21 protein-coding genes are annotated in these 25,679 nt (G+C 57.8%); 9 read left to right on the plus strand and 12 right to left on the minus strand.

Translation table 11 applies throughout. The annotated features are described in order from the left end of the window. Window positions 1-14: 14 nt before the first annotated feature. Together treY and treZ are read right to left on the minus strand one after the other, a co-directional pair. A complete protein-coding gene (gene treY / locus DBR02_RS21335) occupies window positions 15-2,483 on the minus strand; it encodes a malto-oligosyltrehalose synthase (protein ID WP_107535375.1) in 2,469 nt (822 codons plus the stop codon). Then, a complete protein-coding gene (treZ, locus tag DBR02_RS21340; RefSeq protein WP_107535376.1) occupies window positions 2,480-4,267 on the minus strand; it encodes a malto-oligosyltrehalose trehalohydrolase in 1,788 nt (595 codons plus the stop codon). The genes treY and treZ overlap by 4 nt, the downstream gene beginning before the upstream one ends. Window positions 4,268-4,398: 131 nt before the next feature. Between treZ and DBR02_RS21345 the strand changes: the two genes are divergently transcribed. The 4 genes from DBR02_RS21345 to DBR02_RS21360 all read left to right on the plus strand — a co-directional run bounded on the left by DBR02_RS21345 (window position 4,399) and on the right by DBR02_RS21360 (window position 7,918). Continuing rightward, window positions 4,399-4,926, plus strand: coding sequence for a GNAT family N-acetyltransferase (locus DBR02_RS21345; protein WP_107535377.1), 528 nt, complete (start codon window positions 4,399-4,401; stop codon window positions 4,924-4,926). A gap of 112 nt (window positions 4,927-5,038) precedes the next feature. After that, window positions 5,039-5,923 (plus strand): SDR family oxidoreductase, encoded by an 885-nt coding sequence (locus tag DBR02_RS21350; RefSeq protein ID WP_063866691.1) that lies wholly within the window; start codon window positions 5,039-5,041, stop codon window positions 5,921-5,923. Window positions 5,924-6,030: 107 nt separating this feature from the next. Further along, the gene (locus DBR02_RS21355) at window positions 6,031-7,008 is read left to right on the plus strand and encodes an MBL fold metallo-hydrolase (protein WP_107535378.1); all 978 of its coding nucleotides are present in this window, start codon (window positions 6,031-6,033) and stop codon (window positions 7,006-7,008) included. Window position 7,009: 1 nt separating this feature from the next. Beyond that, window positions 7,010-7,918 (plus strand): LysR family transcriptional regulator, encoded by a 909-nt coding sequence (locus DBR02_RS21360; RefSeq protein WP_107535379.1) that lies wholly within the window; start codon window positions 7,010-7,012, stop codon window positions 7,916-7,918. Here DBR02_RS21360 and DBR02_RS21365 read toward each other — a convergent pair. Further along, entirely contained in the window at window positions 7,909-8,793 is an 885-nt protein-coding gene (locus DBR02_RS21365) for a LysR substrate-binding domain-containing protein (protein ID WP_107535380.1), read from the minus strand. The genes DBR02_RS21360 and DBR02_RS21365 overlap by 10 nt on opposite strands. A 111-nt stretch (window positions 8,794-8,904) precedes the next feature. Here DBR02_RS21365 and DBR02_RS21370 point away from each other — a divergent pair, with 111 nt between their 5' ends. The 3 genes from DBR02_RS21370 (at window position 8,905) to DBR02_RS21380 (ending at window position 12,096) form a co-directional block, all read left to right on the plus strand. Further along, on the plus strand, window positions 8,905-10,386 hold the full coding sequence (locus DBR02_RS21370; protein ID WP_107535381.1) for a UbiD family decarboxylase: 1,482 nt from the start codon (window positions 8,905-8,907) through the stop codon (window positions 10,384-10,386). Between the two features lie 125 nt (window positions 10,387-10,511). Continuing rightward, complete coding sequence (locus tag DBR02_RS21375) at window positions 10,512-10,799, plus strand: VF530 family DNA-binding protein (protein ID WP_063451283.1); 288 nt, start codon at window positions 10,512-10,514, stop codon at window positions 10,797-10,799. A 7-nt stretch (window positions 10,800-10,806) separates the two neighbouring features. Continuing rightward, window positions 10,807-12,096, plus strand: a complete 1,290-nt coding sequence (locus DBR02_RS21380; protein WP_107535382.1) for a glycoside hydrolase family 10 protein — start codon at window positions 10,807-10,809, stop codon at window positions 12,094-12,096. A gap of 38 nt (window positions 12,097-12,134) precedes the next feature. On the opposite strand, the gene dsbG is transcribed toward DBR02_RS21380, so the two are convergent. From dsbG to DBR02_RS21425, 9 genes are all read right to left on the minus strand, one after another. Further along, window positions 12,135-12,911: a thiol:disulfide interchange protein DsbG gene (gene dsbG / locus DBR02_RS21385; RefSeq protein WP_107535383.1), complete on the minus strand. Its 777-nt coding sequence runs from the start codon at window positions 12,909-12,911 to the stop codon at window positions 12,135-12,137. A 64-nt stretch (window positions 12,912-12,975) separates the two neighbouring features. Continuing rightward, the gene (locus DBR02_RS21390; RefSeq protein WP_107535384.1) at window positions 12,976-14,526 is read right to left on the minus strand and encodes a methyl-accepting chemotaxis protein; all 1,551 of its coding nucleotides are present in this window, start codon (window positions 14,524-14,526) and stop codon (window positions 12,976-12,978) included. Between the two features lie 98 nt (window positions 14,527-14,624). Then, window positions 14,625-15,641 carry a LacI family DNA-binding transcriptional regulator gene (locus DBR02_RS21395; protein ID WP_107535385.1) on the minus strand — a complete coding sequence of 339 codons (1,017 nt, stop codon included), beginning with the start codon at window positions 15,639-15,641 and terminating at the stop codon, window positions 14,625-14,627. Between the two features lie 28 nt (window positions 15,642-15,669). Further along, window positions 15,670-17,076, minus strand: coding sequence for a sucrose-6-phosphate hydrolase (locus DBR02_RS21400; RefSeq protein ID WP_107535386.1), 1,407 nt, complete (start codon window positions 17,074-17,076; stop codon window positions 15,670-15,672). Then, entirely contained in the window at window positions 17,076-18,446 is a 1,371-nt protein-coding gene (locus DBR02_RS21405) for a sucrose-specific PTS transporter subunit IIBC (protein ID WP_003857085.1), read from the minus strand. The genes DBR02_RS21400 and DBR02_RS21405 overlap by 1 nt, the downstream gene beginning before the upstream one ends. A 66-nt stretch (window positions 18,447-18,512) precedes the next feature. Next, window positions 18,513-20,030 carry a carbohydrate porin gene (locus DBR02_RS21410; protein WP_107535387.1) on the minus strand — a complete coding sequence of 506 codons (1,518 nt, stop codon included), beginning with the start codon at window positions 20,028-20,030 and terminating at the stop codon, window positions 18,513-18,515. Between the two features lie 170 nt (window positions 20,031-20,200). After that, complete coding sequence (locus DBR02_RS21415; RefSeq protein ID WP_107535388.1) at window positions 20,201-21,097, minus strand: aminoimidazole riboside kinase; 897 nt, start codon at window positions 21,095-21,097, stop codon at window positions 20,201-20,203. Between the two features lie 88 nt (window positions 21,098-21,185). Beyond that, entirely contained in the window at window positions 21,186-22,397 is a 1,212-nt protein-coding gene (locus DBR02_RS21420; RefSeq protein WP_107535678.1) for a diguanylate phosphodiesterase, read from the minus strand. Between the two features lie 85 nt (window positions 22,398-22,482). Beyond that, window positions 22,483-23,958, minus strand: coding sequence for an alpha/beta hydrolase (locus tag DBR02_RS21425; RefSeq protein WP_107535389.1), 1,476 nt, complete (start codon window positions 23,956-23,958; stop codon window positions 22,483-22,485). A gap of 267 nt (window positions 23,959-24,225) precedes the next feature. On the opposite strand from DBR02_RS21425, the gene DBR02_RS21430 reads away from it, so the two are divergent. Beyond that, window positions 24,226-25,080 carry a MurR/RpiR family transcriptional regulator gene (locus tag DBR02_RS21430; RefSeq protein ID WP_107535390.1) on the plus strand — a complete coding sequence of 285 codons (855 nt, stop codon included), beginning with the start codon at window positions 24,226-24,228 and terminating at the stop codon, window positions 25,078-25,080. Window positions 25,081-25,092: 12 nt separating this feature from the next. Beyond that, on the plus strand, window positions 25,093-25,665 hold the full coding sequence (gene ddpX / locus DBR02_RS21435; protein ID WP_063866677.1) for a D-alanyl-D-alanine dipeptidase: 573 nt from the start codon (window positions 25,093-25,095) through the stop codon (window positions 25,663-25,665). Window positions 25,666-25,679 lie beyond the last annotated feature (14 nt).

Below are 25,679 nucleotides of genomic sequence, written 5' to 3' on the forward strand. Positions count from 1 at the left end.
TTTGTTCTCCTCGATTATTCGCAGGTAAGCAGAACCAACAAACATCCCTTTTCAGACGTTAAATCCAGCGTCTCTGGCAGAAGGCGACGCTCTCCGGTAAACAGATCCCGATAGTGCTTTCCGGCCAGCTCCTGGGGTATGGCCACGGTGGTATTGGCCCACAGGGCCGCATTGTCGGTGACGTCAAACACCAGGCGCGGTACGGCAACGATAAGCGCCTCTTCCTCGTGAAGGCGCGCATAGACAATCAGGTTCTCCTCACGCTCGCCGGTCATCTTCAGCGGCAGCCAGTCGCCGTAGCGGAAAAGCGCTGGGTAATGCGGCCGGATCCGTAACAGCGTGGCGGTGACATACTGCTTCACGCTGCCGTCGCGCCAGCGTCGCGCATCGTTAAAGATGTTGCCATCCGCCGCGCTCAGGTTCTCCGCCAGCGCGGTGAAATCCGGTTCGCGTCGGTTATCCGGGTCGACCAGGCTAAAGTTAAGCCCTTCGCTACCCTGATAGATGTCTGGTACGCCGGGGGCAGTCAGCTTGATTACCGTCTGGCTCAGGCTGTGCATTAATCCCGCCCGAATAAACGGCTGTAGTGCGGCACTGAAATCACGCAGGAACAGGGTGTTATCCGGGGAGAGCAGATGCCGCACGTAGTCCAGCACCACGCTCTCGTAATCTTCGTTGCTGTCGATCCAGTCGGTCCGCTGCTTGGCCTCGCGCAGGGCTTTTTCGATAAAGCCGAGGACACGCTCTTCCAGTGACTTAAGCCCGTCGCGATCGTCAGGCGAGAGCGTGGCAGGCCAGACGCCCGCCAGCGCCTGGTAGATCATCCAGGTATCGGCGGCGTTCGGCGCGGTGCCATCGTTCAGGAACCGGACCTGCGTCTGGTTCATCTGCCGCCAGCGCGCCAGATTTTCTCCCCACAGATCCGGCGCTTCCGTCAGCGTGTACAGACGCGCTCGCGCATCCTCGCCGCGTTTGGTGTCGTGGGTAGAGGTCCCCAGCAGCGCGTCGGGCTGGCGGGCAAGACGAATGCGCATCTCCTGGTGAAAACGGGAAAGTGAAAACGCGCGTGGCGTCGGGTCGGCGCCTACTTCGTTCAGCGCCAGCTCCAGGTTGTGGCGGAAGAACAGCGTATCCTCTACCGATTTCGCCATCAGCGGCCCGGTCAATTGCTGAAAACGGGTGCGGAAAAGGGAAGCCTGCGCGTGGTCATGCTCCGGCAGATCGCCGGTAAGAATACGGACGATCAGGCTCAGGGCGGGTTCGGACGTGTTCACGCTGGCGACCACCCGGCTGAGCAGCGCCACGTCCGAGGGCGTCAGCCCCTCTGCGGTGCCGTAGGTGCGATACACCGGAAAGGCGATAAGCAGCTCGCGCAGGGCGTGGCGAATATCTTCGTGCTGCACCGCCACGTCGTTGTGCCGGGCCAGCTCGCTGGCGATGGTCAGCAGCGTAGTAAATTCGCCTTCAAAGTTACGATCGGTCATCAGGCCTTTGGCCTTGCGCAGCTCCGTATGCCTGTCCACCGTCGTGCCCAGCGTCTCATCGTGGAGCGTCTCCAGCCGCGAGAGGTTGTTATCGTCCACCAGCACTTCCGCCAGCGAGGCGATAAACTCATAGCCTGTGGTACCCGAGACGGGCCACTCCGCAGGAAGCTGTTCCCCTTTCGCGAGGATCTTCTCCACCGTGATGTAGCAATCCGGCCCGGTCGCCGCCCGCAGGCGCTGCAAATAGCCCAGCGGATCGGCAAGCCCGTCCACATGGTCAATGCGCAGGCCGTCGACGACGCCAGCGTGAACAAGCTCAAGGATCAGGCGGTGCGTGTCTGCAAATACCGCCTCATCCTCCACCCGCACGCCCACCAGTCCGGTAATTTCAAAAAAGCGTCGCCATGAAAGCTGTTTCGGCGCTTCCCGCCAGGACATGAGGCGCCAGCTTTGCGCCTCGTGGATCTCAGCGATGCTTTTTTCCTCGGCAAACGTGCCGGGATTGAGCGGATAGGCGGTGTCGTAGTAAACCAGCTCCGCCTTATTAGTGACACTGTCACGCTTAATGGTGATAGCCCCGCGCTCCAGCTCGGCTTCGAAGGTGTCGCCAAGAAACGGCAGCGTTAGCGGTCTGGACCAGTCGATATCAAAATAGGTCGCGTAGCGGCTCTGCCTGCCGTGCTCGATCACATCGCGCCACCATCGGTTCTCCAGGGAGGTGGACATGTGGTTCGGCACAATATCCAGAATCAGCCCCATCTCCGCCTGTTTAAGCGCCGCCGCCATTCGGTCAAACCCTTCCCGCCCGCCAATCGCCGGGTCGATTTCGTTAGGGTCTGTCACGTCATAGCCGTGAGTGGAATCCGTGGTTGCCGTGAAAACAGGCGACGCGTAGAGATGGCTGATACCGAGGTCTTTCATATACGGTATCAAGGCCACCACGCGGTCAAAGGTCACGCCGTTGCGAAACTGAATGCGATAGGTTGAGGACGGGATCATAGCGTTGCTTCTCCTTCAGCAAAGCGAACAACAATGCTGTTCGGCGGCAGGTTTTCGATTGCCTCCGGCCAGCTAAAGATCGGTTTTCCGGGCTGGTCCGGCAAGGTGAGCGGCTTTTTACCGATATTCAGCGCCAGCGACAGCGTACCGGACGGAAAACGCCAGCTCACGGCAACCATGCCGAGCGTTGTTTGCAGGACGTTACCTTCAACCGCGCCCTGCTGCTTCAGCAACGGGACGACATAGCGCTGACGCAGCGCAATCAGTTCGCGCGTCAGGTGCAGCCACGCCCTGCCTTCCTCCGTCTCCACCCTGTTCCAGTCCAGCTTCGAACGCATAAAGGTATTCAGGTCGTTGGGATCCGGTACGGTTTCATCGTGCCCGGCATGGCCGGTAAACTCTTTCGCGCGCCCTTCCCGCACCGCTTTCGCCAGGTCGCCGTGGAAGTCGGTGAAAAAGAGGAACGGTTGCGTTTCGCCATACTCCTCGCCCATAAACAGCAGCGGTATATGAGGCGACAGGAGCAGCGCCGCGAACAGCACCCGCGTTTTATCCGCGCCAGCCAGAGAGATGAGCCTCTCACCCTGAGCACGGTTGCCGACCTGATCGTGGTTCTGAATAAAATCGACAAAAAATTGCGGAGGCTGCTCGCGACACTCTACTCCGCGCGATTTTCCGGTCTGAAGCGAGATTTCGCCCTGGTACACAAAGCCTTCGGCCAGCGCTCGCGCCAGCTTTTTCTCCGGCTCGTAGGCGAAATCCTGGTAATAGGCGTGAGATTCCCCGGTCGCGAAGACATGTGCGGCGTTGTGAAAATCATCATTCCATTCGGCGGTGAAAAGCGGCGTCTGTCCATGCTCATCGCGCGGATGCAGGAAAATGACGTTGCGACTGTCTTCGGTGGTGAGATGGATATGACGATCCGGAAATGCGTCGCGGATCCGTTGCGCAATGTGGGGAAGAATATGGGTCTCTGCGTCGTCATGGATCTGGTCGATGGCGTCGAAGCGCAGACCGTCAAGATGATACTCCGACAGCCAGAATAACGGCGCCTCGGCAATGTATTGCCGGACCGCGTCAACCTCATAGGCAATCCCGTTGCCCCACGGGGTCATCCGATCCTGATGGAAAAACGCCGGCGAGAGTAACGGCAGGTAGTTCCCTTCCGGGCCAAAGTGGTTGAGTACGATATCGAGCACCACGGCAAGCCCGAGCGCGTGGGCGGCGTCGATAAAGGCATGAAAATCTTCTGGCGTGCCATAAGCCGAGTGCGGGGCATACAGCAATACGCCGTCATACCCCCAGCCGCGTTGCCCCCCAAACTGGGAAACGGGCATCACTTCCAGCTGCGTAATACCCAGTTCGGCCAGATAAGGCAGTTTTTCGATGGCCGCCCTGAAGGTTCCTTCCTCGGTGAAGGTCCCGATATGCAGTTCGTAAATTACCGTCTCTTCCCACGGCCGCCCTTTCCATTCTGGTTGCGCGGGCGGATTGCGACGCGGGTCGATCACCACCGACGGGCCGTTGACGTCATTCTGTTGGGCCCGCGAGGCCGGATCCGGCACTGCCAACCCATCCTGTAAAACAAACTGATACGTTGTACCGTGCCTGACGCCGGGAACGTCAATCTGAAACCAGCCGTCACCCACCGCCGCCATCGGAATGTCGGTGTCGGTTAAACGCAACGTGAGATCTTTCTGCCCTTCAGCCCAGACGCGAAAACGTACAACGTCATCGGAAATAAACTCGGCACCCCAGTGCCTGCGACATGTTCTGAATTCCATTCACTGTCCTCGAATGACCACATTCTACGCGGAACGAAATACAAGCTTAGACCAGGATCAACAGAGTGTTATGCCAGCAGGGTATGCCGCTTCGTCTATTATCTATTTATAACTCCCACTTAAGGAATACCATGCATATTCGAAAAGGATTAAGTACCGATCTCGCCCGTCTTGAATGCTGTGATTTTTCTTTCACGGTTTATGAGATTGCCAGAGAGCCCTTTCTCAATGGCGATTTGCATATTGAAGCGTTAACAGAGCCTTATCTTAAAACGTATGAACTGGATCTCCAGACGCTGGAAAACCATTGCGTTAATCCGGATTCAATATTTCTGATTGCCGAAACGGATGACGGAGAAATCGCCGGTTTTATTACTGCATCCTGTAACTGGAATAAATTTATCTCGGTGGATTACATTGCCGTGGAGCGTTCAAAGCGCCGGACGGGCGCGGCGCATAAGCTGATGTCTGCTACCCACGTCTGGGCGCGAAGCCTCAATGCGCCCGGCTTACGGCTGGAGACGCAGAACGTCAACGTTTCAGCCTGTCTGTTCTATCGTCACTATGGATTTATTCTGGGCGGTTACGATCGCTATCTTTACAACGCCCTGCCGGAAAAAGATGAGGTCGCCCTTTTCTGGTATTACATGCTGGCTTAAGAAAATATTTTACATCCGGCAATGGAATATAGATTTGTCTGAATTTGTCAATTTTGCCCGCTTGCGTCTAATTAACGACTAATCTTGGAATTCACTATTTAAGGAGGCCGGTATGTCTACAGGAAATAATCACACGCTGCATTACCCTCGTCCACCGTTTGCTGAACAACCGCAAATGGCCCCCGGGCTGGCATCGGAAATGAAGCCAATACCGGATCATGGTGAAACAAGTTATATCGGGTCGGGAAAACTGGCAGGAAAAAAAGCGCTGATCACCGGCGGTGATTCCGGCATTGGTCGCGCGGTCGCCATCGCCTATGCCCGTGAAGGGGCAGATGTTGCCATCGGCTATCTGCCTGAAGAGGAATCCGATGCCGCATCGGTCATTGCGCTGATTAAGGCCGAAGGCCGTAAAGCGGTCGCTATTCCCGGCGACATTCGCGTAGAGTCGTTCTGCGATACGCTGGTGGAAAAAGCCGTCGCCGAACTGGGCGGCCTGGATATTCTTGTGAATAACGCCGGGCGCCAGCAGTTCTGCGAATCGATCGACGATCTCACTACCGCTGATTTTGACGCGACGTTCAAAACCAACGTCTATGCGCCCTTCTGGATCACTAAGGCCGCGCTGCGCCATTTGCAGGAAGGCGCCGTGATCATCAACACCACTTCCGTTCAGGCATTTAAGCCGAGCGCGATCCTGGTGGACTATGCGCAGACCAAAGCCTGTAACGTGGCCTTTACCAAGTCTCTGGCGCAGCAGCTGGGACCGCGCGGCATTCGTGTGAACGCTGTCGCGCCGGGTCCGTACTGGACGCCTCTTCAGTCCAGTGGCGGCCAGCCTCAATCCAAGGTCCAGAAGTTCGGGGAAGATACTCCGCTGGGCAGACCGGGCCAGCCGGTTGAAATCGCACCGCTGTACGTGCTGTTTGCCTCCGATACCTGCTCATACGCCTCCGGACAGGTCTGGTGTTCTGACGGCGGTACCGGCGTTCTGTAAAAACTTCTCTCAGACCTATCCCTTTCATGGATAGGTCACATTCACCCCCCTGCCGTTCTCAAAAATCTCAGTTGAACTATGATGAACTTACTATTGAGGAGCCCATCATGTTTACTGTGAAAAAACTTGCTTTATCAACCCTGTTTACCGGTTCTGTCCTTTTCTTACCCGCGATCCACGCGGTGGCCAGCGTTCCCCAGCACGTGGTGAAACAGCAGGCTGGCGGCTATAGCGTTCAGGTTGGCGATACGATTGTCACCGCCTTTACGGACGGCAGCGTGCCGCAGGATCTGCACGCCCTGTTGCGCCGGACAACGGCGGAAAATACCGATGCGTTACTGGCAAAAAATTTCCAGGCCAACCCGGTCGAAGCGTCGATTAATGCGTTCTTTATCGCGCTGCCCGGCCACAAAATCCTGGTGGACACCGGATCAGGCCAACTCTTTGGGCCCGGCAAAGGCGGCCGACTGATTGAAAGCCTGGCGACGCAGGGCATCAAACCCGAAGATATTACCGATATTTTCATAACCCATGCTCACTCCGATCACGCCGGTGGCCTGGTGAAAGACGGCCAGCGCGTGTTTACTCATGCGCAGGTCTATGTCGGCAAACCGGATATCGAATTTTTCTTTAACGACGAGAACCAGAAAAAATCTGGTTATGACCAGAACTACTTCGACGTTGCGCGCAAAACCTTAAAACCTTATCTGGACGCCGGAAAAGTGAAGACCTTCTCCGGGACGGAACAGCTTCTGCCGGGCATCCGCGGAACGGTACATCCGGGCCATACCCCAGGTTCGGCGTTCTATACGCTGGAGAGCAAAGGTGAAAAAATCACCTTTGTCGGCGACATTATTCACGTCGCTGCGGTTCAGTTCCCCCAGCCGAATGTGACGATTGCTTACGATGAGGATCAGGACGGCGCCGCCAAGGTGCGTAACGCGGCGTTCGCGGCGTTTGTGAAAAACAAAAATCTCATTGCGGCTCCGCACCTGCCTTTCCCCGGTATCGGTTATGTCACGCAGGGCGAGCGGCAAGGCTACGCGTGGGTCCCGGTGACCTATACCAACCGTGACGCAAAATAAGATGCCACCTTCCGATATAGATATAGATCTGCTCCTGACGCTGGATGCCCTGCTCAGGGAGCAGAATATCACCCATGCGGCCGCGCGGCTGGGCATCAGCCAGCCGGCAATGTCTGCCCGCCTTGCGCGCCTGCGTCTCCTGTTCGGCGAGCCGCTGTTTGTCCCTTCCCCACACGGACGTGGGGTGTTACCTACGCCGCGCGCCGAGGCGTTAAGGCCGCAGATCACGACGGTTTTACAGGGCATTTCGTCGATGCTTGAACCCACCACCTTCAACGCGCAAAACAGCAACCGCACCTTTGTGATTGCCCTGCATGAGAACCCGGCGCTGATGCTCGGGGCGGAGTTGCAGAATCAGATTAGCGCTGCGGCACCAGGCATCCGCCTGCGTTTTGCGCTCCCCGAAACCCAGCTGCTGGCGGCGCAGATGGAAAATGGCGAGGTGGATATTTATGTCGGCATTAACGCGGGCGCGCACGATGCATGGGTCAGACGGAAACTGTTTGACGATGAATATGCCACCGCCCAGCGTAAAGGCCATCCGCGCGGTACGGGGCCGATGGATCTGAAAAGCTATTGCGCCCTTTCCCACCTGGTGGTTTCGTCCGAGGGGGACCCTTTCTCAGGCTTTGTCGATCGGCACCTGGCGGGGCTTGGCCACCAGCGTAACGTGGTGATGTCGACGCAAAGCTACGCGATGGCGCCTGCGATTGTTGGCGGTACCGATTTGCTCTGCACCCTACCCAGACGCATGCTGCAACGCTTCGCGCAAACGCTCGATATTTTTCCGCCGCCGCTGGATCTCCCGCCGATCGTTATTGGTATGTACTGGCACCCGAAAAACGGTCAGGATCCGGCTAACCGCTGGCTGCGGGACCAGCTTCTACAGGCCGCCGGGCGTCAGGTATGATCGAGAATGTGCATCAATTTTTTCAGAACCTCAGAGCGAATCACCCGATGGCAAACCAGCGTCAACTCACTCTCCCGGAGTCGATCAAGAATATCCACAAAGACCACGTTTTGTACGCGTATCGCCTTCGCTGAGGCTGGCAGCATGGCGATGCCAAACCCCGCGGCGACAAGGCTTATCACCGTGGGGACATCGGTGGCATTTTGCACGACGTTAGGCTGTATACCCGCGCTGTGGCAGGCGTCATAAAAGTATTGCTCCAGTCCCATACCCTGCGGATCGCGCAGGGTAATCCACTTTTCCTCCTTCACAGACGAAAGCGTCAGCGCGGAAGATCCCGCCAGACTATGGTGATGCGGTAAGGCCAGCACGACTTTTTCCGTGGTGAAAGGACGGCTTTGCAGATCGTCAGGCAGCAGCGGTAGCGGCGCGCGGATGATGGCCACATCCAGCTGGTTGCTTTGCACGCCGGTGTAAAGGGTTTGCACGTTCCCCGTCATCATAGAAAGGGTGATGGCCGGCCATTTCTCATGAAGAAGCCGCAGCGCGGCGGGCAGTTTGCTGTCGAATATCGCGCTTGAAACACATCCGAGATTCAGCACGCCCTGCTCACCCCTGGCCGTTTGCCTGGCGTCCAGAATCGCCTGATCGGTCATAAATATCGCGATTCTGGCTTTATGGAGAAACGCCTCTCCGGCTGGCGTCAGCGTTAAGCGACGATTCGCCCGGCTGAACAGCGTGACACCCAGTCGCTCTTCGAGGGTTTTGATCTGCTGGCTCAGCGCGGGTTGCGCCATGTTCAGGCGCTCTGCCGCCCGGTGCATGTGGAGCTCTTCGGCCACCACGATAAAATTGCGCATCAGTCGAAACTGCAAATCGTGCCTCCGTCATTGATATTAATTTTGTTATCAAAATAGCATAAATGATGCAATTGATAGCATTGTTCGTCCGGTTAAGAATGGAAGCATTCAACCAAGGAGGTAAAAATGGAAAACCACATTAACGATCTCAGAAGTGCCATCGAACTGCTCCAGCGCCACGAAGGCCAGTACATTGAAACTGACCATCCGGTCGATCCGAATGCTGAGCTGGCGGGCGTTTACCGGCACATCGGCGCTGGCGGCACGGTCAAACGTCCGACGCGCATTGGCCCGGCTATGCTGTTCAATAACGTGAAGGGTTACCCGGATTCCCGCATCCTGGTGGGCATGCACGCCAGCCGCGAACGGGCGGCGCTGCTGTTGGGGTGCGAGCCCTCTGAACTGGCAAAACACGTCGGTCAGGCGGTGAAAAATCCGGTTGCGCCCGTTGTCGTTCCGGCGGCGCAGGCGCCGTGCCAGGAGCAGGTGTTTTACGCCGACGATCCGAACTTCGATCTGCGTAAGCTGCTTCCGGCCCCGACCAATACGCCGATAGATGCCGGTCCGTTCTTCTGCCTGGGACTGGTGCTGGCGAGCGATCCGGAAGACGCGTCGCTGACCGACGTCACCATTCACCGTCTCTGCGTTCAGGAGCGCGACGAGCTCTCCATGTTCCTTGCCGCGGGCCGTCACATCGAAGTGTTCCGTAAGAAAGCCGAAGAGGCGGGAAAACCGCTGCCGGTCACCATCAACATGGGTCTTGATCCGGCTATCTACATTGGCGCTTGCTTCGAAGCGCCGACCACGCCCTTCGGCTATAACGAGCTGGGCGTCGCCGGTGCCCTGCGTCAACGCCCGGTTGAACTGGTGCAGGGCGTGGCCGTAAATGAAAAAGCGATTGCGCGTGCGGAAATTATCATTGAAGGCGAACTGCTGCCGGGCGTGCGCGTCGAAGAAGATCAACATACCCATACCGGGCATGCGATGCCGGAATTCCCCGGCTACTGCGGGGAGGCGAACCCTTCGCTGCCGGTGATCAAGGTGAAGGCCGTCACGATGCGCCATCAGGCGATCCTGCAAACGCTGGTCGGTCCAGGCGAAGAGCACACCACGCTTGCCGGTTTACCCACCGAGGCCAGCATCCGCAATGCGGTGGAAGAAGCCATCCCCGGTTTCCTGCAAAACGTTTACGCGCATACCGCTGGTGGCGGCAAATTCCTCGGCATCTTGCAGGTGAAAAAACGCCAGCCCTCTGACGAAGGGCGTCAGGGTCAGGCGGCTCTTATCGCGCTAGCCACCTATTCCGAGCTGAAAAACATTATTCTCGTCGATGAAGACGTGGATATCTTCGACAGCGACGACATTTTGTGGGCGATGACCACCCGCATGCAGGGCGACGTCAGCATCACCCATTTGCCGGGGCTCCGCGGTCATCAGCTCGATCCTTCCCAGTCGCCGGACTACAGCCCCTCCATTCGTGGAAACGGGATAACCTGCAAGACGATTTTTGACTGTACGGTACCCTGGGCGCTGAAGTCTCGCTTTGAGCGCGCGCCGTTTATGGAGGTAGACCCAACGCCGTGGGCGCCTGAACTGTTTAAAAAATAGTAATCCCCTCTTCTTCACCCTCTCAAGGGTGAAGAACCTCACGCTGAAATTGCCGCGTCCCCTGCTTTCTTGTAACCTTTGAGCGTTTATCACATCCCCATAAAAATTGAGACTCCCGGACGCCTATGACTGCACATACTTCCAACGATCCTTTGCATGGCGTAACGCTCGAAATGCAGGTTAACGCGCTGGTTGCGCGATATGGCTGGAATGAACTGGGCAACCGAATCAAAATCAACTGTTTTCGCAAGGACCCGAGCGTTAAATCGAGTCTGAAATTTCTGCGCCGTACCCCATGGGCGCGGGCGGAAGTCGAAGCCCTTTACCTCGAATCCCTTCACGATGACGGTCCCGGGGAACAGGACGAACCGGCCTTTAATCCCTGGACGGAAAGCCGGACACCCAGGAGCTAAAACGCAAATGATGCGACACGTAAAACGGACCGGCGCGCTGCTTGGCTGCGCGCTTTTACTGGTAAGTTGCACCTCCAAACCACCCAAATCACTCGTTACCCCGCTGCCGCAGGCGAAACCAGTACAGCAGACCAACGAACCCATGCGCGGGATCTGGCTGGCGACCGTCTCCCGTCTCGACTGGCCACCCGTTTCCTCGGTGAATGGCCGCAGCGCGGACCAGCGTATCGCCCAGCAGCAGCGGGCGCTGACGGACAAGCTCGATAAGCTGAAAACCCTGGGGATCAATACCGTCTTCTTTCAGGTAAAACCGGACAGCACGGCGCTGTGGTCCTCTAAAATCCTGCCGTGGTCGGATACCCTGACGGGGACTATCGGGGAAGATCCCGGTTACGATCCGCTCCAGTTTATGCTGGATGAAGCGCACAGGCGCGGCATGAAGGTTCACGCCTGGTTTAACCCGTACCGCGTTTCCACCAATACGAAGCCGTCGACCATTGCCGCGTTAAACCGGACCTCGTCGCTTCATCCCTCCAGCGTGTACGTTCAACATCCGGAGTGGATCCGCACCTCGGGGGATCGTTTTGTTCTCGACCCGGGCATTCCCGAGGTGCGGGACTGGATAACCCAGGTGGTGATGGAAGTGGTGAATCGCTACCCTGTCGACGGCGTTCAGTTCGATGACTATTTTTATACCGAAACGCCGGGTTCAGCCCTGAATGATGCCTGGACCTTCAGGCGCTACGGCGAGGGATTTACGTCAAAAGCCGACTGGCGGCGGCACAATACCCAGGAGCTGATTGTGCAGGTCTCCCGGGCGATTAAGCAGGCCAAGCCTGAGGTTGAATTTGGCGTAAGCCCGGCGGGCGTCTGGCGCAACCGCTCCTTCGACCCGGCAGGTTCGGACACGCGCGGTGCCGCAGCCTACGATGAATCCTACGCTGACACACGCAAGTGGGTACAGCAGGGGTTACTGGATTACATAGCGCCGCAGATTTACTGGCCCTTCGCCCGCGACGCAGCACGTTACGATGTGCTGACAAAATGGTGGGCTGACGTGGTGAAACCGACCCATACCCGCCTGTATATCGGGATCGCGTTCTACAAGGTGGGCGCGCCTTCCAGAAATGAACCGGACTGGACGGTAAACGGCGGCGTGCCGGAGCTGAAAAAACAGCTCGATCTCAACGATTCCCTGCCTGACGTAAAGGGCACTATCCTGTTCCGCGAAGATTATCTTAACCAGCCGCAGACGCAGGACGCGGTGAATTACCTGCGGGGACGCTGGGGTAGCTGATGAAGAAAAGGCAGAAACGCCCTGTTTCTGCCTTTCTTTTAGGGCTTCGGCCCGAACATCGCCTCAAGCTGTTTCGCGTCGGGCATGCCCACGACCTGTTGCAGTTCGTTTTGTTCATTCAGGTAATAAATCGCCGGCGTGGCATTCGCGCCGAGACCGTCCATTAACGTCTGATGATTTTGCAGGATCTCAACGGTTTCCCGGGAGGCCGCGCCTTCCGGTTTCGGCAGCTTTTTGCCGCCGGAGAGCTCGTACTCTTTCCAGGCCGATACCGGATCTTTCGCGTTCAGGATCGCCGAGGCATTGCGCCCGCTGTTCGGGTTGAGGAACGCGACCAGCAGCGTGTTGAGCTGGACTTTTCCGGCCTTCACCCACGGCTGCGCTTCTGCCCAGAACTGTTTGCAGTACGGGCAGAACGGGTCGGCAAAGACAAAAACTTTCTTCGGCGCAGTCTCCGCGCCCTCCTTCAGCGGATGCGCCGCATTGAGCTTCTTCCACATCTCGCGGCCCATCGGGGCGTATATTTCCTTCTGGAAATAGGCCTCGCTGAGGTTTGTTCCCTTATCATCATACAGATAGCCAGACACCACGTGCTTTCCGTCAGGGGTCAGAAAGAGCGTCACGCCCATGTCCTGATACTGCCCCAGCCACGCAGGCGCGCCGCCGGGAGCATCAATTTTCTTTATGATTTTGATGTCCTGCTGTTCGCTGAAGTGCTTCACCACATCCGGAAGCGTCTCCTCTGCCCTGACCAGCCCTGAAGCCAGCAGAGCAGAAAGTAGCAGCACCTTTTTCTTTGCAAACCGTTGAAGCATAACGACCTCTCTAAGATAGAGTTTTAGAGTGGTCGAAGATGCGTGCCCTGTCAACGCTTGCCCGTTACGCCGTCCTGGGCAGACTGAAACGTGAAATACTCTGCGACAGCTGCTGCGCCTGCTCCTCCAGCGAGGCTGCCGCAGCGGCGGACTGCTGCACCAGCGCCGCGTTCTGCTGGGTTACGCCGTCCATCTCGGTTACGGCCTGCCCAACCTGACCAATTCCGCGGCTCTGCTCTTCCGAGGCAACCGATATCTGCTCCATCAGCGCATTCACTTTATTCACAGAGCTGATAATAGAATGAATCACCTCTCCCGAGCGGTTCACCAGCTCCGCCCCGTTTTTCACGCTGGAAACAGACTGGGCGATAAGGCTTTCGATATCCTTCGCCGCCACCGCGCTTTTCTGCGCCAGCGTGCGGACTTCACTCGCCACGACGGCAAATCCCCGTCCCTGCGTACCGGCACGCGCCGCTTCAACGGCCGCGTTCAGCGCCAGAATGTTGGTCTGGAAAGCAATGCTGTTGATGACGCTGGTGATGTCTTCAATGCGCTTCGAATTGGACGCGATGGTATTCATCGTCTCGATGACTTCACGGGTTACCGCTTCGCCGGTACGGGCATTTTTCACGGCATCCTGCACCAGCTTACCGGCCTGGAAAACGTTATCGGTGTTATTCGCCACCGTCGCGCTCAGCTCTTCCATGCTGGCCGCCGTCTGGGTCAGGGCGGAGGCCTGCTGCTCGGTACGCGAGGCCAGGTCGATATTACCGGAGGCAATTTCCTGCGCCGCGTGGGTTACGGTATGGCTGGCATCGCGCACCTGAGAAAGCGTGGAGAGTAGCGCCTGACGCATCTGCTCCATCGAGCCCATCAGGCGATCGATTTCATTCCCGGAATCACCCTTGACGGGTACCGGTACATCCAGCTTCCCTGCCGCAATCTGGCTACAGTGCTCACGCGCCAGGTCAACCGGCGCAAAGACAAGGCGTTTCATCAGCAGGCTGACGGCAAGGATCACCACCACGAACAGCGCGGCAATGCAGGCGATAATGACCAGTCCCGACACGAAATTACGGCTGGCATCCTCGTTCAGCGTTTTCGCGTACTTCTGGTGAACGGAAAGCACCTGATCGAGCACAATTTCATATTGGCGATCGAGCTGGGACACCACGGGGATGAGGGTATTGAAGCGTGACACATCGTGAGCGGCAGCCGCGGCGATCAGCGGCGCCAGCCCCTGGTTACGGTAGTTTTGCCACGCCACCTGGTAGTCATTGACGAGTGGGGCTTCATCCTGCAAACGCGGCGAGGCCATAAACGCCGAAAAGGCACGGTCGGCTTTGGTCAGCGCCTCTTTTACCGAGGCCAGTTTTGCGGACGAAACGGCTGCGTCCCCCGCTTCCACCATTTTCACATACTCCATGACCCTGACGCGCAGGGTTCGGCTGTGGTTAATGGGGTCAATAATCGACAGAACCACCTGAATTTCTTTGTTCACGTTATCCAGCGAATTATTACTTTTGATGATGAGCCCAACGCTGGTGATGGTGCTCGCCACAAAGAAGAAAAGCAGGGAAAACAGGATTATCAGTGATGATTTTTTCAACGACATAACAGCAAACCTCAGGAATATAGTTTCCCTTTGGTTATCGGCGAAAACAGATCTTTAATTAATTAAAGTTATGGGCGTATTCGCGAGTTGCTCATCTTTTATTCGGCTGACCGGTAACGACGTTGCAGGGTTGCATCCAGCTTGCGCTGAATCGGCTCCGGCGTCTCCCCGTCAATCAGTTTGCCAATCAGATCAAAGCAGTGCCAGGCGAGCTGTCGGTTATCCTGACGAACGGTATCGACAGGAATAGACAGAGAGTCATAGAGATAGTGATCGTCGAAGCTGGCCAGACGGATTTCGCTTTGCAGCAGGTTATGTTGCCCCATGTAGCGCAACACCCCTTCCAGCAGGCCACAGGCGGCGGTAAAAAGGGCTTTTGGCGGGCGGCCCAGGCGCGCGCAAAGCTCGGCAAACATTTCGTAGCCGGAGCTCGGATGGTAATTACCATGAATGATCCACTCCGGACGTAACTCGACGCTGGCGTCGCGCAGCCCCTGCTTAAAACCTTCAAGACGGTCACGGGTTGGGGAAAGCCTCGGCTGCCCGCCGAGAAAGTAGAACTCGTCCGGATGCTGGCGCGCAATGTCGGCCACCAGTCTGGCGGTTGGGGTAATCGAATCGGTGATGACCAGCGGCAGAGAGCTGTCGTTCATATGACGGTCAAAGAGCACAACGGGCAGCTGTTCGCTCAGCTTTTGATAGTCCGCGTCGTTGAGCATGCTGGAGGCGACAATCAGCCCGTCCACCTGGCGGGCCACCATGTTGTTGACCACCACCGTCTCCTGGCCCGGATTTTCATCGCTACAGGAGATCAGCAGCTGAACGCCCGCCTCGCGGCAGAGGGTCTCAAGCTCGTGCGAAAAAACGGCAAACCCGTAGTTGGTGATTTCCGGCACCACCAGTCCAATGGTGTGGCTGCGGTTATCCCGCAGCGAACGGGCGTGAATACTGGGCTGATAATGCTGTTCTTTGGCAATCGCCAGCACGCGCTCCCGCGTCTCTTCCGCCACGCGAAGCTCTTTGCTGCGGCCGTTCAGAACCAGGCTGGCGGTGGCTTTTGATACCCCCGCCAGCTCCGCGATATCTTTGATGGTGACGCGTTTTGTTTTTCTCACAACGACTTAGATCCGGCTGCCAAAACGCCTATTCTATCATGCAGGTGCGCAGCGACCAGTAGCGTAATGTGATGTCGGACGCACCTTCGACGCGCACCCGTGCCGGATGGTCAGGAAAATAGCGGCTGCTCATGACGCCTTCACCGTGATTGATGAAAATTTCGACGCTGGAACGGTCGCACAGCACGCGCAAATGATTAACGTCACCCCTCCAGTAGCGGGTCATCGTTTCTCCGGTCTCCAGACTGGCGCGCGCCAGACGTAAACCCTCATCATCCATAACCAGCCGCAACGCACCGGCAAAATTCACCTTCACGTGCGAAGCGCTTAGCTCGAACTCAAGGCGCGTCCCGTCCAGTTCCGGCGCATCGTCGGCACGCCCCTGCCAGTGGTGTTCATCCTCGCGCAGCGCTTCCAGCTCACGCACCGGCGTTTGCCAGAGCTTACCGTCGCGGTAGCGCAACTCTCGTGGACAGGTCATCTGGTGGATCCAGCCGTGCGCGCGGGTGGGCTGAAGCATCTCCTCGCCGTCCGGCACGCCCATCCAGCCGATGAGAATGCGGCGGCCATCCTCTGCTACTGCGGTTTGTGGCGCATAAAACTCAAAGCCAGCGTCAAGCTCGTGCAGTTCGCCATGCGCAAAGGCAGACGTTTGATAATCAAATGCCCCGCTCATCCAGACGGCCGGATAGGTATTGAGATAGCGATGCGGCTCGCGCGCCAGTCCCTGCGGGCAGCAGATCAGCACGTGCGTGCCGTCGAGCGCAAAGAGATCCGGGCACTCCCACATATAGCCTGCGTCCGTCAGCCCGTTGACGCCGTGACCGGCGATTTCGCCGCAGGAGACCCAGGCGTGCAAATCGGCTGATTTAAACAGCGGCACCTTGCCGCGCTGATGCCGATCCTGCGCCCCGAGCACCATGTACCACTGCCCGTCATGACGCCATACTTTCGGATCCCGAACGTGCCCGGTATACCCTTCCGGCAGGGGCAACACCGGCCCCAGCTTGGCAAAAGTGCCATCGTCGTTTTGCACCGCCAGACACTGCCAGGCGGTGCGGCCACCATCGTCAAACTTCACGTTGCCGGTATAGCACAGGGTCAGCATGCCGTTGTTATCCACGGCGCTGCCGGAATAACAGCCGTTGCGGTCGTACGCTTCGTCGGGCATCAGCGCCATGGGCTCGTGCCGCCAGTGCACCAGATCCGCTGAACTCCAGTGTCCCCAGCACTTATAGCGATGATCGCTGTCCAGCGGGTTCCACTGATAGAACAGGTGGTAACGTCCGGCAAACCAGATAAAGCCGTTCGGATCGTTCATCAGCCCCGTCACGGGCGCGGGATGCCACTGCGGATAATGGCTGTCTGCCAGCGCGCGCGGCTGGCCTTGCATCACGGACTGCAACACGGCAGGCCAGCGGGAAGGTAACGTCATTATTCAGAGTCCGTTTTATATTTCAGCAGCAGAGAGACGGTGAATGCCACGCCAAAGGCAATCACCATACCGATGATATAGTTGAGCAGCGAGCTGGCCTGGACGATCGCCATCCCGGGCAGCGCCGTCAGCCCAACGGCGGTCATGTAGACATGCACCGATACCACCCAGGCACCGCCCGCCGCGCCACCGATCAGCGCCGCGATAAACGGCTTCACGAAGCGCAGGTTAATACCAAAAATCGCCGCTTCGGTGATGCCCAGCATCGCAGAAAACGCCGACGGTAAGGTAATGGCCTTGATTTTGGCATCGCGGGTTTTGAACCATACCGCCAGACACGCCCCGCCCTGTGCCACGTTCGCCATCGCCCAGATCGGCAGCAGGAAGTTAACGCCGATTGACGGATTCCCCAGCAGCCCGGCCTCAATGGCGTGGAAGCTATGGTGGATACCGGTAATGACAATCACCGAATAAAGCCCACCGAACAGCAACCCGGCCAGCCAGCCTGCGTGGGCAATGAGGGTGCTGAGAATGAAGGAGATCCCGTCGCCCAGCGCGCGCCCCGCCGGGCCAATAATCAACAGCGCAATAAAACCGGAGATAATGACGGTCAGGAACGGCGTCAGGATCAGATCTAACGCATCCGGAATCGCCCGGCGCAGCTGTTTTTCTACAATGCTCATAAACCATACCGCTAGCAGCACCGGGAAGACGGTTCCCTGATAGCCAATCATGGCGATTTCGAGGCCGAAGAAGTTCATGGTGTGGAAGCCGGACGCCACGCCCCAGGCGTTGGTCAGCGCCGGGTGCGTCAGAATGCCGCCCAGCGTCGCGCCCAGATACGGGTTGCCGCCAAACTCGCGCGCGGCGGTGAAGCCAATCAGGATCGGCAAAATGATAAACGCCGCCGAGCTGCACATATCCAGCATGATGTAGAGCGCGTTATCCGGGTTGACCCAGCCGTAGGTTTTAACCATCCCGAGCAGGCCCATCAGCAGACCCGAGGCCACAATCGCCGGGATAATCGGCACGAAAATATTGGAGAGCAAGCGCGCGATACGCTGGAACGGGTTCAGCTTGCGGGCCGCAATATCCGCCGCTTCCGATTTACTGGACTCGCTAATTCCTGCTGCCTGAATAAATGCCGCGTAAACCTTATTCACCACGCCCGTGCCGAAGATCACCTGCATCTGCCCGGCATTGCGAAAACAGCCTTTTACGCCTTCAACCTTGCCGATAGCCTGCTGGTCGGCAAGCGCATCGTCGACCAGCACCAGACGAAGGCGCGTGGCGCAGTGCGCCGCGCTGGCAATGTTCTCTTTGCCACCGAGCAGCGGAATAAGCTCGCGAGCAATATGATTAAAATCCATAGATACCTCTTCCTGACCTCTTTTTATGATGTTCGAAACGCCCCCGCGATGCGGGAGCGTGAAGGGTTAAAACCAGGTTTCCATCTGCACCCCAAAATTCCATTCCCCGCCCGCGTTGAAGCCGCTGCTGCCAAAGGCGTCATCGCTGGCGTAGTTATCCAGCCTGCTGCTCCAGTCCATCCAGGTGGCGAACAGGCGCAGCTCCGGACGGCTGAAGAAATCGCCAATCTTGCCCGCCTTTAGCGTTGGGGCGAAGGTCAGCTTGTAGAAGCTGCCGTTAACCGCATTGCGATCCTTGTAGCCTTCCGGATTCAAATCCATGTACTGATAGCTGCCCTCGAACGCGAGGGCGAAATTCTGGGTCACCTCTTTGATCAGACGCGTGTTGAGCGTGACCCACTCATAGCGGTCGCCCTTCACGTAGCGGTCCTTACTGCTTTGCGCCAGCACGGCGGGCGCTATATGCCAGCCACCGCCCAGCGGCGTGACACCGTAACTTGCAAAGCGCCAGGTATCGGCCTCAGACAGCAGCGCGCCGTCAGAACCGATGCTTTTCACCTCGGCACCCAGACCGTGGCCGTAAAGCAGCGCCGTTTTGGCGGAACCTTCCCGCAGGCCGTAGAAACTCTCGTTATGCAAACCAACCAGCGCATGCACCCCGTTGTTCGCCGCGTCGGTTTTAATCGGATCGCCGTTGCTGTCCTTACGGTCGTCATTATCTTTTGCCCGCAGGCCGCTGACCATCAGCTGCACCGGCCCGGCGAAGTGATTCATGCTGAGGATGTAGTTCTGAACGTTATTGTCGATCTCCTCTTCGCTGCCGAAATTACGGCCATAAAGGGAAAAGTTGCTGCGCAGCGTATCGTTCCATTTCACGTCATAGACGCCGCCGCCGGTCCCGGCGAGGAATACCACGTCGGAATCCAGCCAGTGAATGTCGAAGTTGTCGCGATCGAAACGCTTGCCCGCCCAGAAGGTGCTGCCCTTCAGCGCGCCGGTGAAGTCCGGGAGATTGCCCAGTTCGGCAAAGGCCTGACGGACGTTCAGGTCGCTGCTGTCTGCTGACCAGTCGTTATAGGTTTTCTGTCCGTCGGCCAGCATCGCCTTGAAGCGCGTCGTCGCGCCGTTATCCAGCGTCTGCTTGTGCTCAACGTTCAGCTCCACGTAGGTATCCGCTTCGTTCCCCAGACGCCCTATGGCCCCGCCCGTTTCCCCTGCGGGAGTCAGATAGGGACCGCTTTTGCTGCTGGAGGCCGCGTCGTTCATCAGCAGGCCGGAACGGGCATAACCGTGAAATTCAAACCCGCCGGTCCGATCGGCTTTCTCCTCCAGGGCCGTGGTACGCTGCGCCACCGCCTGGGTGGTGGTTTGCGCTTTTTGCTGCGCGGTGACCAGCTGCTGCGTTTTCTCTTCCGCTATCGTGGCGCGCTTTTCAGCGGCCTGCGCGCGGGTTTCCGCCTCCTGCAAGCGCTGCTCCAGCGCCGCCAGACGTGCTTCGATACGCGTCATATCCGTCTGGGCAAAAACAGAGGTACTGCCGGCCAGCATGCCTATCATCACGGCAAGTCTGCGTTTTTTATACATTTTGTCGCATCCCGAAAATATTGGTGAAAGTGCTAAGTTGCTAAACCGGTTTAGGTCAATGATACTAAACCGCCAAATTTTGGATCGGCAACTGTTTTTGCTAAACCGTTTTAGTAAGTGTGATCGAGGCGACAATTCAGGCCGCCGACCGGCGGCCCATGCGAGGAGAATTACAGTTCGTGATGGTAAGGCAGCGCGGTCATTGCCCCTTTTGCGGTTGTCGCCAGCGCCCCGCAGCGCTGGGCGAGCGTGATAACGTCTGAGAGGCTGGCTTCGCCATCACGTGTCAGGCCGAACAGCAGCCCGGCGACGAAAGCATCTCCCGCCCCGGTGGTATCAATGCATTCCACGGGTGATGCAGGATAGTGCGTCAATGTGCCTTCCTGCCAGGCGGTCACCCCTGCTTTTCCCTGCGTCACCAGCACCCGCCTGGCCGGACAGGTACGCATCAGTGCCGCCAGCCCCTCATGCACCTGCGCATTTCCGGTTAAAAACGCCAGTTCTTCTACCGAGAGTTTCACCACGTCTGCACAGGCCAATGCCCGCTCAAGACAGTGGCGCAGCTCGGCTTCATCGTGCCAGAGATCGGCGCGAATATTGGGGTCAAAGCTGACGAAACCGCCCGCCTGTCTGACAGCGGCCATCGCCTGAAACGTCGCGGAACGGCTGGGTTCGGCGCTGAGCGCGATGGAACAAACGTGCAGCCACTCCCCGGCGCGAAATGGCGGGAGGTCGCCAGCATCGAGGAATAAATCCGCGCTCGGGCGAACCATAAAGGTAAAGGAACGTTCACCGTCGTTATCGAGATCCACCACCACCGTGGAGGTCCGGTGCTGCGGGTCCAGACGCAGCCATTCTGTATTAACCTGTTCATCCGCAAGCGTTTTTTGCATAAAACGCCCAAACGGATCGTCGCCCACCCGGCCGATAAACGCGCTCCTGCCACCCAGACGCGCAATCCCCACCGCAACGTTGGCCGGCGCGCCGCCCGGACATTGCAGCAGTTTGCCTTCGTCATCGGGCAAAAGATCCACCACCGCATCGCCAAGTACCCAGATCGTCTCCATATCACTCTCTTAGCTAAATAATGTTAAACCGGTTTAGCTATTTAAGCACAGGCGTGGTATTGGGGAAATAAGGCGAGGGAAAATTTGCTTAACGCACCCGATGGGGCCAGTGGATATCACCCACGCCGTTGAGCTGTGGACGGGCGAACAAAAAGCCCTGAAAGCGGCGAATACCGGCAGACTCAAGCCAGCACCACTCCTCTATCTTCTCAATACCTTCCGCGACCAGGGTAATCTCCAGATCGGTGCAGCAGCTGATTATCGACTTCACAATCGCCTGCTTGGGGCCGCTCAGGTGGATATCGCTGACGATCTCCCTGTCGATTTTAAGCTTGTCCGGCTGGAATCTCGTGAGCAGCGACAGGCCGGCATAGCCGGAACCAAAATCATCTATCGCCAGCCCAACCCCCTCCGCGCGCAGCTGTTTGATGGCGCTGTTGAACTGGTTGAAGCCGGAAATCATCTCGTTCTCAGTGACTTCAATGACCACCTGCTCTGGCTGGAGACCGTGCTGTTTGATCTGCGTCACCAGAAACTCAACCGCACCGGGCACGTTAACCAGCGACATCGGCAGCAGATTCACCGCCAGCTTGTGGCTACCAATGCCCAGCTTTTTCGCCAGCGCAAAGGTCCAGGCTTTGGTTTGCAGGTCGACTTCGTAAATCCGTTGGTGATCGAGGCTTCTGAAGAAATGCTCCGGGCTACCGCCGTCGTTTCCGCGTATGAGCGCCTCAAGAGAGCTGATTTTGCCTTCGGACGGCTCGACAATCGGTTGCAGCGCAAACTGGCAGGGCTGGCCCGCAAGCAGGCCTAACCCTTCACCAAACGGCGTGCTTTCCCGCGACAGCGTCCATTTATCAGGCTCATAGTTCGAAGCCCGTGGCGCAGAGATTTTGCCGGTGATAAAGGTCTGGATGAATTTGAAGACCCGATCCTCAGAAGTGAGGTAGCTTTCCAGCTTGCTGTAGTGCAGTACCGACGCCAGAATCGCCTTCGGGGTCTGAACCTCCAGGTCAAACCGCAGCATTCCCACGTTATCGAACCGTCTGCGCGGACCGTAGTCGCGCATCAGCTCCACTACGCCGGTATGCCGGTTATCTTCGCGGATGGTATTAAACAGCGCGACTACGCTCTGTTCCGGTCCCTCAAGAATTTGCAGGACGTCACGGCCACTGGAGAGAAGAATGCCGGATATGCCCTGCTCCGTATTGCGGATCCTGGCCTGTTCAACCAGCTCGCTTAACGCTGCGGAGGTGCAGGTTAAGCTCAGCTGGCTTCGATAAATGAGAGTTGTCAGCAAAGAAAGAGGTCCGATAGGGATATAGGCCAGAGCGGTACTGTTTAACACAGTTCCCCGGCGGGACCTAATCTATTCCGCAGCGGAATTAATTTTCCCCGATACGGCTGTCAATCCGCGCCTGCATGTAATCGTAGAACGGATTCGACGTCACGCGCATTAGCGCATCTTTGCCGACGCTCAGCACCGATGTTTCTCCCCACAGGGCAATTGTCCCGAGGCTAATGCCATAGTGATTTTTTACCTCAGGATGTCGGCCATACAGATCGTCATTGGGCGGGAACGGAATGGCAACGTGCGACAGGGAATACACCTCTTGCGGATAAGAGACCGTCAGCGGCACCACCGTTTCCCGGGTGCTACCCGCTGGCGTTGCCTTTGCCACCATTTCGAAGCTGTCAGGGCTGGCATTGGTTACAATCGTGACACTGTAACGTCTTTTTACCACGGGCAGCAGATCGGCCACCGCCGTCCAGGATGAAGGCCTGAACAGCGGACGGAAGCTCCCGGCCTGGTTGATATCAAATACCACCAGTTCGCTGCCGTTAGCCGGAAGCCGATCAAACAGCCCGGTGACCACGGCGCGGGTACTGACCGTTGAATCCATAACCGACTGAAACGCCAGTACCGGCGGGAGCTGCGCCAGTTTGTGGCCCTGAACATCGCGATTTAACTGCTCATGCAGCGCCTGGGTAAGCAGCCAGGACTGACGTGCCGCATTCACCGGAAACGAGTTGTATTTGTAAGGGTTGTATTCCGGCGCAATGTTGAGCCATGCGGCTTTGGCAAACGCCGGTAACATGGCCGGTAGCCCGGCGAAACCAGCAAAGCGAGCAAATGCCGTGACGCCAATCATCGGTGACAGCAAAACAATCTGCTGGGGTTTACGCAGTGCCGGCGCATCAAGGGCGTCGAGGGCGTATTTCATCGCCAGCGCCCCGCCGTTGGAGTAGCCCACCAGATGCAGCGGGAGATCGCTCCCCGTCAGACGCGTCGCTTCACGAACCGCAAGGCGCGTCGCCGCGAGCCACGCTTCCCACTCGACGTTTGTCAGCGCGCCCGGCGCCGTGCCGTGTCCGGGCAAACGAGGAACAACGGCCACAAAGCCGTGCTTTTGATAATTAAGAGCCAGATGCCTGACGCTGTAGGGCGAATCCGTCAGACCGTGAAGCAGCACCACCGCCCCGCGCGGCTTTCCGGCAGGCATCAGCACAAACGACCGGTTCGCATCCGGAGAAAACTGTCCTGGCCACACCAGGCTCTGGCGATAATAGCGGTTTAAGGGCGTGCGCTCTGCTGCGGTGGCTTTCGCCGTCACCTCAGCGTCGAGATCGGTGAAGATGGCGTTTTCACGGGCGACATAGGCCGCGAAGCTCGCGTTATCCATCTCCTGCACGGACATTTCGTCAGCCCGCCAGGTGTGCCAGTGATGCAGGGCCGGTCCCTGCTGGGACAGATAAACCCGCACCGCAAGCAGGACGAGCACAATGCTCCCGATAACCATCGCCAGTTTTTTTGCGAGAGCCATCAGGCGCACGCTGACCCGCCAGGGCAAATTCGCCATGTGAGGCTCCCTCTCTTGTCCACAGATCCTTCATCTTACCAAAAAATGTGAAGACACTGACGTATTCACCAAATAGATATCTCTCGGGTCGGACACTGCACCAAAAGTGAACTACGCTGCACAAATGTTGATCATCTGTTAAACAAATATTGCATTAACTTAGCTGCACAGCGCGTTTTCGCCGCAATGTGAACATGGCACGCGTCCTGCATTGTTAATGCAATAACAGAAACCCGGCCAATGACAGCCAGTTAACAGCGAGGCGGTATGACGACCAAACCTGAGGTGTTAAGCCGTATCGAAGCGACTTTCAGCCAGCTCACCCCGAGCGAAAAGCGGGTGGCAAGCTGGATGCTGGCGCACGTCGGGCAGATCCCGTTCGAAACGGCAGAAAGCGTGGCGCTGGCCACGGCCACCAGCGGGATCACCGTCGGGCGTTTTCTGCGCAAGCTGGGCTATCGCAACCTGGACGATGCCAAAAAAAGCCTGCGCGATCCCCATCAGCCCTGGGGCATTAACGAGCGCCTCGACTCCTGGAAGCAGCAACAGCCGCTGTCGGATCGCGTTCAGCACTCCCTGTCGCTGGAGGTGGAGGCCATTGCCCATGTCTACCAACTGGCGCAAAGCGAAACGTTCAGGCAGGTGGTCCATCAACTTGCCAATGCCGATGCCGTCTTCGTGCTGGGGATCCAGTCCACGCGCGGGATCGCCAATGCCTTCTTCAGCCATCTGGAGTACCTGCGCCCGCGCGTGAGCTATTCCGAAGGGCTCTCCGGCAGCTGGGTGGAGTCGCTTAACTCCGGGTTTGCGCACCCGTATATCGTGCTGACCGATACCCGCGCCTACTCCGCCATTGCCCGCCAGTATTGCCGCGTGGCGAGCGAAAAAGGGCTGTCGATGGCGCTGATCACCGATATCTGGTGCCCATGGGCGCGGGATTACCCGATTGATTTACTCCAGGTTAAGACCGATACCGGCCATTTCTGGGATTCGCTGGCGCCCGTGAGCTGCCTGTTCAACCTGCTGCTGTCGGGCGTGGTGGAGGCGCTGGGGGATTCGCTGCCGGAGCGTCTGGCAGTCAACCGACAATTACAACAAGAGTTTGGTCAATTTGAACGCTAAAGGAGCGGAGCTATGCCTGAAGAGAGTCAACTGATTGATGTGGCGAAAACCTTTCCCACGCTGCATATCGATCTGAAATACGCCACTGCCGATAACATTACCGGCCGCCCAATCTACCAGCACGCCGCGTGTCTGCTGCATACGGACGCCGCCACCGCACTGGCAAAAGCGATCGGCATTGCCACGCTGGCCGGTCTGAAACTGGTGGTCTACGACGCCTATCGTCCACAGCAGGCGCAGGCGCAACTCTGGGATGCCTGCCCCAATCCGCAATACGTGGTGGACGTCGCGATTGGCTCCAACCACAGCCGGGGCACCGCCATTGACGTCACGCTGATGGATGAACACGACAACGTGCTGGATATGGGCGCCGCGTTTGACGAAATGCACGACCGCTCTCATGCGTGGCACCCTTCCGTTCCGCCCGCGGCACAGCGTAATCGTCTGCTCCTGAACGCCGTGATGTCCGGCGGCGGTTTTGTCGGCATCAGCAGCGAATGGTGGCATTTCGAGCTGCCGAACGCCGCAAGCTATCCGCTACTGGACGATCAGTTCGCCTGTTATTCGACCACACCCTCACTGTAATTCTGGAGCCCGGC

This window comes from Enterobacter cloacae complex sp. (genome assembly GCF_900322725.1).
In the GTDB taxonomy this organism is placed as follows: domain Bacteria; phylum Pseudomonadota; class Gammaproteobacteria; order Enterobacterales; family Enterobacteriaceae; genus Enterobacter; species Enterobacter quasihormaechei.